The organism is Flavobacterium sp., assembly GCF_036515215.1.
Lineage (GTDB): Bacteria > Bacteroidota > Bacteroidia > Flavobacteriales > Flavobacteriaceae > Flavobacterium.
In genome coordinates this window covers 1-13,275 of the sequence record NZ_DATBVQ010000081.1, presented here as the reverse complement: position 1 = coordinate 13,275, position 13,275 = coordinate 1, and the positions used below count along the sequence as shown (strand labels likewise).

Genomic DNA, 13,275 nt, shown 5'->3' with positions numbered 1-13,275 from the left:
TCTGTTGTTGGCATCAATTTTTTGGATAACTGGAAAACCAAATGCTGCCGTTTTCCCTGTCCCTGTCTGAGCCAACGCAACCATATCTGTGTCTTTTTCCAATAATAGGGGAATCGCTTTCTCCTGTACTTCGGTCGGATTCTCAAATCCTAGATCTAAAATCGCCTTCAGTAACGATTCACTCAATCCTAATTGTTCAAATTTATTCATATGTATTTTTAAAATAGGGTGCAAAAGTACTCTAAAATATCGACATAAACTAATGCTATTTTAAGTTTTAATGTTTTAATATCATTTGATTATCAGAAAGTTATATTCCTAATCGAATAGATTACGCCCTTAATTTAGATTTTCGGCTAGAAATAATGGAATCTAATCTGTAGTTTTAGTCAAAAAGTATTGAAATGGCGACGATTATTTTTCGTTTTTCAAAAAGGCTACCAATTTTCCGGTTGCAATCGCCCTATGGCTGATTGTGTTTTTTAGCGCTGAGTCCATTTCCGCAAAAGTTGCCTGATATCCCTCCGGCTGGAAAATAGGGTCGTAACCAAAGCCATGGTTCCCAGATTTTTCCATAGTGATCCTGCCCCCTGCAATTCCGGTAAAAAGATGTTGTTTGCCATGGCTGTTTAAAGCGATCACCGTTTTGAATTGTGCCTTTCTATTGGTTTTTCCGCCTAGTGCGTTCAGCAGTTTATTCATGTTTTCGTCGGAATCACATTGCTCCCCGGCGTACCTGGCAGAGTAAACGCCCGGTTGGCCATTCAAGGCTTCCACTTCCAACCCTGTGTCATCAGCAAAACAGTCGTAACCGTACTTTTGTGTCACATAATTAGCTTTCAGAATAGCGTTTCCTTCTATGGTATTTGAAGTTTCCGGGATTTCTTCGTGGCATCCGATGTCCTCGAGGCTGAGGATTGTTATCGACTGAGGGAGAATTTGCTGGATTTCTTTGATTTTGTTTTTATTGTTGGAAGCGAAAACTAATTGCATTTTTTTGGATTTAAGTGCCGTTGCAAATATACATTTTTTAGCTGTTCACATATATGTATGAGAGAATAGATCCAATAATAATTGAATTTTCGGGATTGTCAAAATATATCACTAAATTAAAGTGATTGCTTCTTATTTAGGTCAAGAAATTAAGCCTATTACAATAGGTTATGAAAAAGTGCTAATAATTAGTTAATCAATTGATTTACAGTATTTTGTTGTATTATTAATTGTATCTTTGGGTATGGTTTTGGTTTGTTTTTGAATATGGCCATCTGCGAGGAGAAGCGTATTTGATAATCAGTTGTATCGTAAGGTATAAGTTGAAAATGATAAACCAAAGTCTATGATTGGAGGTCCGTAAAAGGGCCTCCTTTTTTTTGTTTGTTAAAATAAATTAGAATTAAAAACAGGAGTTAAATATTGGTTAAATACTGAAAATCAGTAAATTGACAAAATGTTAATCGTATCTTTGGGTATGGTTTTGGTTTGTTTTTAAATATGGCCATCTGAAAAGAGAAGCGTATTTGATAGTCAGTTGTATCGTAAGGTATAAGTTGAGAATGATGAACCAAAGTCTATAATTGGAGGCCTGTAAAAAGGCCTCCTTTTTATTGCAATCACCAGCTAAGGGGTTTGCTTTTTTTTAATGTATTTATGGAATATTTAAAAAAACTGGCAAAGTAATGTTGAAAATCAAACAGTTCGAAGTAAAGGTGAAAATGGCGTAAAGTCCCAGTTTGATTGAGTTAATCATTGGTTAAAATCATAATTTTCGGTTGTTTTTGCGAACGGGAATCGTATCTTTGGGATGTGGTTTTGATTAATTACTTGTGTCTGTCAATCTTCACATAAGATCGATAACGCAATAATCAGCTATACTGTTTTAAGTATGAGTTGATAATGGTAAATCAGAACTTACAACTGGAGGGCTTCTAAAGCCCTCCTTTTTTTATGGCCAATACATTTTAGTACTTAAACGGAGTGCCTGATTCCTTCGTAATTGGATTGGTTGATGTCCAGTTGTGTTCCAAAAGGGGTTGTGGCGTCAATATTTTTAGCTCTTTCATAGGCAAACGAACGCTCGTTTCTGGAAAACGGTCTGTTATCGGTAGTCCTTTCGATGAAATATTGCTGAATCTCGGGAGCTATCGCCTCAAAAAGGCACCTGAAGTATCCCAGGACAGGAAAATTTATAAGAATGGCATGCCTGCGTTGTAAAGTATTAGTAAATCCGATAACCAACAAAACGGCTATAACGGAATGTACGATAGGGCCAGTATTAAAATAGAAATGGATTGCCAAGGATAACACGAAAGCTGCAAGTCCAAAAGCAAAAAAATTTTTTCTCATGTTGAAAATATTTATTTTCAACTGAATTAGAAAGAATATGGTGTCATTTTTACTTTAAAGCTAAAAAAAGGAAAAAATTAACTTTATATTTCGCACAGTAAAATAGCTGTTAAAACCGAATGAGATTTTTTAACGTAAATAGTTAAATAGCAAAGGACAAGCATGAAAACAAGTAAACGCCGTACATATTTTAATTTCATAAAGATTTTGTTTTTTATGTTGATTTTTACGAATTCCTATTCGCAGTATGTTTTTCAGCGCAATGCATTGCCTGAAAAAAAATCTCTGCATGACTATACAACGGTGGCAGATGTGGGGCCAAGTGATTTAGACATCCAATATGTAATGGCTAATTTCGAATCCTTGAAGCCCAGCGCACTAAAAAGCGAGAATGATGATTTGGGCTTTACCCAAAATAATTTTTGGGCAAAAATAGAACTTCAGAACACAACGGGTCTTGATTTGCATTACTATCTTGAAACGGCCCGTCCCATAACAGACTTGGTTGAATTATACACGATAGATGAAACTTCGGGTACTATCACCAAGGCTATAAGTGGAGATAATATGCCTTTTTCAAAAAGAACATACGGTAATCGCAAAACACTTTTTAAAATTGATATCCAACCTAAGGCAAAGCTGAAATTGTTTTTGCATTTAAGAAGCGATGGTGAAAATCTAAGACTGCCGGTAAATTTATATTCTGCGGAGAGTCTTATAGCAACGGATTCTTTTGAACAACTTATTTTTGGGCTCTTTTACGGGGTTTTGGCAATTGTAGCAATTATTTACTTTTTCTTCTTCTTTGCATTAAAGGAAATTACCTTTTTATACTACAGCTTGTATGTCGTTTTTGTAGGTTTATTGCAATTTGCTTTAGATGGTTTCTTTTATGAGTTCGTGACTCCCTCTGGCGGATGGTTTTCAAACAAAGCGGTATTGCTAATCGCGATAGTTGCGGTTTTTCTATCGGGTAAATACAGCGAAGTGTTTTTGAATATAAAAAAGTACGGCAAAAATATCTATCTATTGTTTAATATCGCTTATGCGCTTCTTATGTCATTGCTATTATGCGTGATTTTTATTCCTTCCCTTTTGTTGATATGCTATGTTGTCATTAACGTACTTAGCTTGGTGTTCTTAATTCTGATTGTGTATTCAATAATTTACCTCTATTATCATAGAAAACCGGTAGATTCTTTTTTTACCGCTGGAATTCTATTTCTAATTTTGGGTTTTGGGGTGTTTATATTGTATAATTTTGGGTTGTTGCCTCATAGTTTTTTAACGCAAAACAGTTCCAAGCTTGGGACAGGATTAGAGGTTATTTTTCTGTCGCTATCCATGTCTAATCTGATCAGGAATCTTAAAAACGAAAAAAATGAACTGAATCGTATTGCTTTGGTTCGTTCGGAAGAAATGAACGACTTGAAGACGTATTTTTTATCTAATATCAGTCACGAATTGCGAACGCCATTGAACGCCATCATGAATTTGATAGATTCGATTTCCAGTGAAGTAGAAGACGAGAAAATTAAAAAAAATTGCCAGGTGATTAAATATTCGTCACACGGCTTGTTGAGTTCCGTAAACGATATTTTGGACTTCTCTAAAATCGAGAAAAACGAATTGAAATTAGAGAATGCGCCTTTCAGCCCGCTGCAGCTTGTAGAAAGAGTAAGAAGGAGCGCCGAAATTAGGGCCAAGGACAAAGGGCTTGAATTTCATTTTTCAAAACGGGACGGCTTTCCTGATGTGTTGAAGGGGGATGAAACCAGATTGACCCAAGTGATCAATAACGTGTTGAGTAATGCCATTAAATTTACTTCGGAAGGGTTTGTGAAATTTGAAATTGAAACTCAAATCAAAGCGGACAATCGCGCCAGTTTAATAATAGCAGTGTCTGATTCAGGTGTGGGAATCCCGAAAGAGAAATTAGACAGTATTTTTGATTCCTTTTCCCAAAATAGCATTGACAACAAGAGAAAATTCGGCGGGCTGGGATTGGGGCTATATATGGTAAAGACTTTGGTGGACATGCAAAACGGAACAATCTCAATGAACAGTTACGTTGGGAAAGGGACGAGCTGCACAATCACAATCGATTTTGATATCATAGAACAGCAAAAGCTTAAAACCGTTTCACCGGAGCCAGTCGTGTTTGATTTAGGCGGGAAAACGATTCTGGTGGTAGAGGATAATCCGATGAATCAGATGGTGATCAAAATGGTGACTAAAAAATGGCTGAATACCAACGTTGTATATGCAAATAATGGTCAGGAGGGACTGGATGCTTTTAAAACGAACACCATCGATGTGGTTCTGATGGATCTCCAAATGCCAGTTATGGACGGTTATGAGGCGACGATTGCAATAAGAAACGGTGAAGTGGGTAAGGATAACGCAGACATTCCCATTATTGCCCTGACAGCTGATGTTATGGAAAGCACTAAGTCACGAGTAGCCGAAATAGGAATGAACCATTATCTAACCAAGCCGATTAATAAGGAAATTTTGTTTCAAGCCATAAAAAATTTAGTCTAAGTATAGCGCAAGCGCACATAGACATGTTTAATTCCTTTCTTGTCTGAATCCCTTTCGTCGATTTCAAGAATGTCTGTCAATGATTTCAGCATCGGTGTCAGTTTCGGAAAGCCATAATTTCTGGGGTCAAATTCCGGTTTTTTCTTGACGATCAGGTTTCCCACATCACCAAGGAATGCCCAGCCGCTATCGTCGGCAATGTCGTCTATAGAATCTTCGATAAGATCAATTGTTGGTTCGTCAACTTTATTGAGGGGTTTTGGCGTTATTTTTTCTACAACTTTCGAAGGGTTCTTGTCAATTACTTTTTTTGTTTCAGTTGCAGTAGTTCTTTTTGGCTTCTTTTTCTTAATGTGACCATCTAAAACTTCAATATAAACGAACCTGTCACAGGCCACGATGAACGAATTGGGTGTTTTTTGTTCGCCTATTCCGATGACTTTCATACCAGATTCTCGAAGACGTATCGCTAAACGGGTAAAGTCACTGTCGCTGGAAACGATGCAAAATCCATCTACTTTATCAGAATATAATAAATCCATGGCATCAATAATCATCGCTGAATCAGAAGAGTTTTTACCTACCGTATAACTGTATTGCTGGATAGGAGTAATGGCATGCTCCAATAAGACGCCTTTCCAGCCACCAGCGTTTGGTTTCGTCCAATCGGCGTAAATACGTTTGGTTGTGGGTGTTCCAAATTTAGCGATCTCTTCCATCATTCCTTTTACGTTACTGTAAGGAACATTGTCTGCATCTATCAGAACGGCTAATTTTAGTTCTTTTGTGTCTTGTGCCATAAATTAATAATTGATTTATTTATTCAAAGGTACAAAGTTTATTGATGAAAACGACTTTTTAGCCCTGATCGAAACGGCATCCCGCGCTTTTTTGTGCGGATATAGTGTAGAGCGGGAATAGCTCCCGATAGCCAAAAAGAGATGCCCAGAAAAATAAATTTACTTTAAATCCCTTTATAAAATATAAATTTTTATTTTTGCAACTTCTTAAAGTTAAAATTATTACTTAAATATATTATGGTAAAAGATTTATTCGAAAGGATTCAAAACAATAAAGGACCATTGGGAAAATGGGCTTCACAGGCTGAAGGCTATTTCGTTTTTCCTAAATTAGAAGGTGAGTTGGGTCCAAGAATGCAGTTTGGTGGAAAAGATATTTTGAACTGGAGTTTGAATGACTATTTAGGTTTAGCGAATCATCCTGAGGTGAGAAAAGCGGATACGGATGCAGCAATTCAATATGGAGCGGCTTACCCAATGGGAGCCCGAATGATGAGTGGACAAACCAAATACCATGAGCAACTAGAGGAAGAATTGGCTGCTTTTGTAATGAAAGAATCGGCTTATTTATTAAATTTTGGTTACCAAGGAATGGTGTCTATCATTGACGCTTTGGTTACAAAAAATGATGTGATTGTATACGATGTAGATGCACATGCATGTATTATTGATGGTGTTCGTTTGCACATGGGGAAACGTTTTACGTATCGTCATAATGATATTGCAAGCATGGAAAAAAACCTGCAACGTGCTACAAAATTAGCCGATGAGAATGGCGGAGGTATACTTTTTATTACTGAAGGTGTTTTTGGAATGCGAGGACAACAAGGAAAATTGAAAGAGATTGTTGCGATGAAGCAAAAATACAATTTCCGTTTGCTTGTAGATGATGCACATGGTTTTGGAACACTTGGAAAAACAGGTGCCGGAGCAGGTGAGGAGCAAGGTGTTCAGGATGATATTGATGTTTATTTTTCGACTTTTGCAAAATCAATGGCTAACATCGGTGCATTTGTAGCAGCCGACAAGGACATTATTGATTACCTTAAATACAACATGCGTTCTCAAATGTTTGCCAAATCGTTACCTATGATTCAGACAATCGGTTCATTGAAACGTTTGGAATTGTTGCGTAATCACCCGGAATTGAAAGACAAACTTTGGGAAAACGTAAATGCATTGCAAAGTGGATTGCGTTCGAGAAATTTCAATATTGGGGATACTAATACCTGTGTTACACCCGTTTATCTTGAGGGAAGTGTGCCTGAAGCTATGATAATGGTAAATGATTTAAGAGAAAACTACGGTATTTTCTTATCGATCGTAATCTATCCAGTGATTCCAAAAGGAATTATCCTGTTGAGAATGATTCCTACTACTTCACATACGTTATCTGATATTGATGAAACACTAGTTGCTTTTGAGGCGATTCGTGAGAAACTGGAAAACGGAACCTATAAGGAAATTGCATCAAGAACTACTGTTGATTTAGACGCATAGTTTAGCAATCAGTTTTTACTGATAGGCTCGAAATTATATAAAGAAAATCCATCAGCTGCGGCTGATGGATTTTTTCGTTTAAATTAAACCCGACATTTTTCTCAGGTTTGGGTGTGTTATTCTGAAACTGATCACTAAAAAAAACTGACCCCACTGACCACTCCTTTTTTAAAGTTCTTTTTTGAAAGTCTTTCTTCTGCAATAAACTTCTGGTGCAAAATGTTTCCATAAATTGATGCTGGCAAGATTGTCTGCCAGTTCCGGTGTTCTGAAACAGTTTACGACGCCCTTTTCTTTGAAAGTGTGGTAGTATTCGTTAAAAATGATTGCGGTAACCGCTTTGTTTTGAAAATTTGGATGTACACCGATCAAGTAGAAAATCATATCCTTACTTTGATTTTTCGCTTTCAATAAGTGAATGAAGCCGAAAGGGAATAATTTTCCTTTTGCTTTTTGCAATGCTTTGGAAAACGACGGCATAACGATGCTAAATGCCACTATATTGTGGTCTTTGTCCTCTACAAACTTGATGTATTCGGGATTGATTAAGCTGATGTATTTTTTCTTGAAATATTCTTTTTCTTTATCTGTAATGGCTACAAAAGAAGACAGGGAAGCGTAAGATTCATTGAATAAATCAAACATCTTATCCACATGCGGCATCACTTCTTTGGTCGTCTTGAAATTTAACGGGCTTAACTGGTACCTTCTTTTAACTAAATCATTCGCTTTTTCGAAAAATTCAGGTTTTACGTTAGAAAAAGGGAATTTGCTCTCTATGTATTCCTTTTCGGTAACATATCCCAATTGCTCAAAATGGGCAGCGTAGTAGGGATGATTGTACCAGGTAACCATAGTTCCCAGCTGATCGAAACCCTCGGTGAGAACTCCCACTTTGTCCAGATTAGAGAATCCCATCGGGCCTTCAACATATTCCAATTTATTTTTCCGACCCAATTCATAGACTTTTTCAAGCAAAGTTTTAGTCACTTCAATATCGTCGACTGCGTCAAACCATCCGAAACGCACTTTCTTTTTTTGTTGATTGTTTACTTCGCCCCAATTGATGATCGCTGCGATTCTACCTACCATTTTGTCACCTCTGTATGCCATGTAAAAGGAAGCTTCGGCATTATCGAAAGCAGGGTTTTTTTCTTTATCAAAAGATTCCAATTCATCGGCAATGATCGGCGGCACCCAGAATTCGTTGTCTTTGTAAAGCGAGAAAGGGAATTTTATGTAGTCCGTTAATTCTTTTTTGGTAATGGCTTCTTTAATTGTAATCATTGTGAAATTTTATAATGTATTTTCTAGTTGTTCTTTGCGTTTTTTATTTTTCTTTTCTACTTTTTTTTGTGCCTTTGATTTTTTGCCGCCTCCATTGTCAAGGCTCATTCTTACTTCCTTATAGTTGGCATCATAGCGCCAAGAGAATCCTACGCCGCCATAAAGAACTGTTGGAGTATCCTTAAAATTGGTACTTATTGACGCGTCAATTTGCATGTCGGGATTCAATAAATAGGCGGCACCACCGCGAAGAATGGCATCGCTGTAGAAATCACTTTTAAATCCTTGGTTTTCCAAAAAACCGGACCATTTGGCATTGAATCCTTTGGTCAAAGTAACAACGTAACCGTAACTTGGATAATCGGTACCGACGTAATCAGCAATAATGTTGGTCACGAAAACCCAGGTCCCGTCTCCCAAATGGTTTTGTGTAATCAACATGATTTTTGGGGTAATATCTGCATTTTGGGAAAAATAGTATGGGTTATCCGCCATTGTAAAATTGGCACCCGCAAATATAGAAACTGCGGGAAGTAATTGGTGCCAATTGAAGGTGCGATTTGCTTTCCAACTGTAGATATTTACTTTTTTCTCATAATTTTTAAAAGGGTCATAAATCAAAAATTTAGCTCCTAAAACGGTTTGTTTTAATGCGGATTTATTGATGCTGCTGTAGGGAGTTGTGAATTTTTCGTTTTGGTATTGGAGATCGGCTATCAATTCTAATCTTTCCATAAACAAGCCCCATCTTAAGGTGAAGTCTAATCCGATACCATTGGCATCGTACCCTAGCAATCGGTGGTTTTCTTTAATGCCATAGATTCCTGTTTCGGCTTGAATAACATTTTTCCCTACCGCAAAAGCCGACATGGTTTCCCCGGGCCTGTTAGAGTTGATCTGGTCTGTATGCTGCCCGTAATGAATGCTTGGTATAATAATTAGAGCAAAAAGTAATGTGATTTTAAGTTTTGTCATATTATTTTTTGATTTTAAAATTAATAGCGCTTTTCAAATGTACTATAATTTATTATTTATTTAAGAATGATAGTTTAATTTTGAACGCAGGATTTATTAATTTTGGGAAAAATTATTAAATTATGCAAACTGCCTCTTTTACGGGTTTTATAAAAACATTGTTTTACATACTAGCTTTCTACTATATATTTAAGTTTTTGGCCAAATTGTTTTTGCCATTACTGGTTAAAAAAGTAGTGCAAAAAGCTGGAGAAAATTTCCAACAACAGCAGCAACGCACACAAGGTACTTCATGGGACAAAACACGATCGAACGATGAGGTAATTTTTAATACAAAAAACGATAAAAACCCTCGAGAAACTAAAAAAGTAGGAGAATATGTCGATTACGAAGAAATAGATTAAATTTGTCGTAGTTTGCATCGTTTCATTATAAAAAAACTCTCGAAAATTGAAGATATTAAAAAAAATTTACCCGCACGCACTTGCCATTTTTGGTTTTGTATTCATTTCTCTCCTTTATTTTTATCCTGTATTACAAGGCAAGCAGATTTTTCAATCTGATATTGCCCAGTATACCGGTATGGCTAAGGAGCAAAATGACTTTAGAGCTTCGGAGCATGTGGAGCCTTATTGGACAAATTCAGCCTTTGGGGGAATGCCAACTTACCAATTGGGCGCCAAGTATCCACACGACTTTATAGGCGCTATTGATGATGCTTTGCGATTCTTGCCGCGTCCTGCAGATTATTTGTTTTTGTACTTCCTTGGGTTTTATGGCTTGATGCTAGTACTGAAAGTAGATCCGCTGAAAGCATTTTTCGGTGCCTTGGCATTTGGTTTTTCCACCTATTTGATAATTATATTGGGTGTTGGGCATAACGCCAAAGCGCATGCCATTGCCTATATGCCTCTTGTTATTGCCGGTTTTACATTGGTTTTTAGGAAAAAATACGTTCTCGGAGGCTTACTGACGATGTTTGCCACGGCCTTGGAGATTAATGCAAATCACTTTCAGATGACCTACTATTTATTGATATTCTTATTGATTCTTTCGGGTTATTTTATATATCAGGACATTAAAAAGAAAGACAGTAAATCGCTTTTCAAATCTTTAGGGGTGTTGGCCATAGCAGGAATTCTTGCCATTGGAGCCAATGCCACCAATCTTTTGGCTACGGCAGAATATGCAAGTTTTAGCACCAGAGGGAAAAGTGAGTTGAGCTATAATCCGGATGGTTCCAAAAACACCAATTCCAGTGCAATGACTCGAGATTATATCACGGAATACAGTTATGGCGTGGCGGAAAGCCTTAATTTGGTTGCTCCGCGACTTTTTGGAGGGTCAAATCATGAAGCGGTAGGAACGGACAGTAAGATGTACGAGTTCATGATAGGGAAAGGGGTACCGGCTGATCAGGCCAGTGATTTTGTTAGCGGAATGCCCACCTATTGGGGCGATCAGCCCATTGTGGCCGCACCTGCTTATATTGGTATTGTTGTCTTCTTTTTGGGGATTTTGGCATTATTTATTGATGAACGAAAAATTAAGTATGTTTTTCTTTCGGGAGCTATCACGGCATTGTTGCTGTCATGGGGTAAAAATTTTCCAATTCTGACAGATTTTTTTATCGATTACGTGCCCATGTACAATAAATTCAGGGCTGTTTCGTCCATACAAGTGATACTGGAATTGTGTTTTCCCGTTTTGGCCATTATGGGTTTGCAATCCTTTTTTAAATTAGATAAGGAACTAAGATGGAAAGCACTCTGGCATGCCGGTGCTGTAGCTTTGGGGCTTATTGTGGTTTTGTTTTTCAGCAAAAGTATGTTCAGTTTTTCAGGAGCCAATGATGCTTATTATCTAGACAGTTATGGGCCTGAATTTGTTGAAGCACTAAAAGGGGACAGAATGAGCCTGTACAGCGCTGATTTGTTACGTTCAGGTTTTTTTATTTTGCTGGTTTCGGGGACATTGTGGTTGTTTATAAAAAATAAAATCGCTCAAAACACGGCGATTATTCTTGTAGGTTTATTTATGGTTGCCGATTTATTCTTCGTCGATAAAAATTATGTTTCTGCAAAAGATTTTGTGAGTGGGAGAGAAGTGTCAATGCCTTTTCAGGAGACTCCTTCGGATGTGGAAATTCTAAAAGACACATCCATTTATCGCGTTTTTGAAGTGAGCGGAAACTTTTCTAGTGCTAGAGCATCTTTTTTTCACAAATCAATTGGTGGATATCATGCTGCGAAACCGAGAAGGATGCAACAATTGTTCGATTACCAGATTGCCAAAAACAATATGGAGGTTTTAAACATGTTGAATGTTAAGTACATCATCCAAACGGATAAGGAAGGGAAAGAATTTCCGACTTTGAATCCAAACGCTAATGGGAATGCTTGGTTTGTAAATGACGTCAAATTGGTCAACAAAGCCAATGACGAAATGAAAATGTTGGGTAGTTTTGACACTAAAAAAGTCGCGATTTTTAATATTCAACTTTATGGTGGTAAATTTAAAAATGCCCGATTAAAAAGAAATCTGGACACAACAGGAACCATAAAAATTAAGGAGTATAAGCCAAATTACATAAAATATGTTTCCAATAACCCAAATGAGGGATTGGCAGTTTTTTCGGAAATTTATTATGAAAACGGCTGGAATGCTTACATTGATGGACTGAAAACACATCATTTTCCTGTGGATTATGTATTGAGAGCATTAATAGTTCCGGGAGGTGAACATACCATTGAATTCAAATTTGAACCGCAAGTCGTAAAAACGGGAAGCATCATAACATTGATCAGCGCTGCCGGGATGCTGTTGCTACTGGTAGGTGGAATTTATTATGAAAGGAAAAAAAGTTTAAAGTCTAAAATTTAAAGTTTTTTTAATATCGACCTTTTTGGGTTTCGAAACCTTGAACCTTAAACCTTGAATTTTGGAATCAAAGAAATTGCTAATCATAACCTATTATTGGCCACCCGCTGGTGGTCCAGGGGTTCAACGTTGGTTGAAATTTGTGAAATATTTACCTGATTTCGGAATTCAGCCCGTCGTTTATATACCGGAAAATCCTACCTATCCAATCGTGGATGAAAATTTGGTTAAAGAAGTATCGGATAAGGCAATTATTCTGAAACAAAAAATATTCGAACCATATCAACTGGCTTCTTTTTTTTCTAAAAACAAAACTAGAAAGATAAGCTCGGGTATTATACCAAATAAAAAAAAGCAATCTTTTTTAGACAAGCTTTTTCTTTTGATTCGCGGGAATCTTTTTATTCCCGACGCGCGTGTTTTTTGGGTCAAACCTTCGGTTCGTTTTTTGGAGAAGTATATTGTCGAAAATAATATTGGTACTATAGTTACATCCGGTCCGCCACATAGTTTGCATCTTATAGGACTGGAACTAAAACAAAAGTTAAACATTAAATGGATAGCCGATTTTAGGGATCCGTGGACCACAATAGGCTACCACAAATCCCTGAGGCTATCCAGCTATGCTGCCAAAAAGCATAAGTTTTTAGAGCATAAAGTGCTGAATATGGCAGACACTATCATTGTAACCAGTAAAACCACAAAATCCGAATTTGAGGTGATTACAAGCAGGCCAATTGAGGTAATAACCAATGGTTACGACGTTGAGAACATTGAGAAACAAGACTTGGATTCCAAATTCAGTTTGGCGCATATTGGTTCTTTTCTTTCCGAAAGGAACCCCACGATCTTATGGGAAAGCTTAGTCGAATTAATTAATGAAATTCCCGATTTTAAAAACCACCTGGAGATCAAATTGATTGGTGCCGTTAGTCATGAGGTT

General features: G+C 37.1%; 10 protein-coding genes and 1 pseudogene. 5 read left to right on the top strand and 6 right to left on the bottom strand.

Annotated features, from left to right (window positions below):
- From VIH09_RS05950 to VIH09_RS05940, 3 genes and pseudogenes are all read right to left on the bottom strand, one after another.
- A partial coding sequence (locus VIH09_RS05950; protein WP_331578877.1) for a DEAD/DEAH box helicase occupies positions 1-210 on the bottom strand: 210 nt, incomplete at its 3' end.
- 204 nt (positions 211-414) lie between these two features.
- A complete protein-coding gene (locus VIH09_RS05945) occupies positions 415-993 on the bottom strand; it encodes a non-canonical purine NTP diphosphatase (protein WP_331578875.1) in 579 nt (192 codons plus the stop codon).
- A 978-nt stretch (positions 994-1,971) separates the two neighbouring features.
- Positions 1,972-2,346, bottom strand: a pseudogene (locus tag VIH09_RS05940) (FMN-binding glutamate synthase family protein); the annotation flags it as partial.
- Positions 2,347-2,508: 162 nt separating this feature from the next.
- On the opposite strand from VIH09_RS05940, the gene VIH09_RS05935 reads away from it, so the two are divergent.
- On the top strand, positions 2,509-4,890 hold the full coding sequence (locus tag VIH09_RS05935) for a hybrid sensor histidine kinase/response regulator (protein WP_331578871.1): 2,382 nt from the start codon (positions 2,509-2,511) through the stop codon (positions 4,888-4,890).
- Here the strand turns inward: VIH09_RS05935 and VIH09_RS05930 are convergent.
- Entirely contained in the window at positions 4,887-5,690 is an 804-nt protein-coding gene (locus VIH09_RS05930; protein WP_331578869.1) for an NYN domain-containing protein, read from the bottom strand. The two genes, VIH09_RS05935 and VIH09_RS05930, sit on opposite strands and share 4 nt — an antisense overlap.
- A 237-nt stretch (positions 5,691-5,927) precedes the next feature.
- Here VIH09_RS05930 and VIH09_RS05925 point away from each other — a divergent pair, with 237 nt between their 5' ends.
- Positions 5,928-7,190, top strand: coding sequence for an aminotransferase class I/II-fold pyridoxal phosphate-dependent enzyme (locus VIH09_RS05925; protein WP_331578867.1), 1,263 nt, complete (start codon positions 5,928-5,930; stop codon positions 7,188-7,190).
- Positions 7,191-7,358: 168 nt separating this feature from the next.
- Here the strand turns inward: VIH09_RS05925 and VIH09_RS05920 are convergent, their stop codons facing one another.
- Both VIH09_RS05920 and VIH09_RS05915 read right to left on the bottom strand, forming a co-directional pair.
- Positions 7,359-8,477: a GTP cyclohydrolase gene (locus VIH09_RS05920; RefSeq protein WP_331578865.1), complete on the bottom strand. Its 1,119-nt coding sequence runs from the start codon at positions 8,475-8,477 to the stop codon at positions 7,359-7,361.
- Between the two features lie 9 nt (positions 8,478-8,486).
- The gene (locus VIH09_RS05915) at positions 8,487-9,452 is read right to left on the bottom strand and encodes a transporter (RefSeq protein WP_331578863.1); all 966 of its coding nucleotides are present in this window, start codon (positions 9,450-9,452) and stop codon (positions 8,487-8,489) included.
- 122 nt (positions 9,453-9,574) lie between these two features.
- Between VIH09_RS05915 and VIH09_RS05910 the strand changes: the two genes are divergently transcribed.
- The 3 genes from VIH09_RS05910 to VIH09_RS05900 form a co-directional block, all read left to right on the top strand.
- Positions 9,575-9,856: a DUF4834 family protein gene (locus VIH09_RS05910; RefSeq protein WP_331578861.1), complete on the top strand. Its 282-nt coding sequence runs from the start codon at positions 9,575-9,577 to the stop codon at positions 9,854-9,856.
- A gap of 46 nt (positions 9,857-9,902) precedes the next feature.
- Entirely contained in the window at positions 9,903-12,335 is a 2,433-nt protein-coding gene (locus tag VIH09_RS05905; RefSeq protein WP_331578859.1) for a YfhO family protein, read from the top strand.
- Positions 12,336-12,393: 58 nt separating this feature from the next.
- The coding region (locus VIH09_RS05900; protein WP_331578857.1) for a glycosyltransferase at positions 12,394-13,275 on the top strand (882 nt) is incomplete at its 3' end.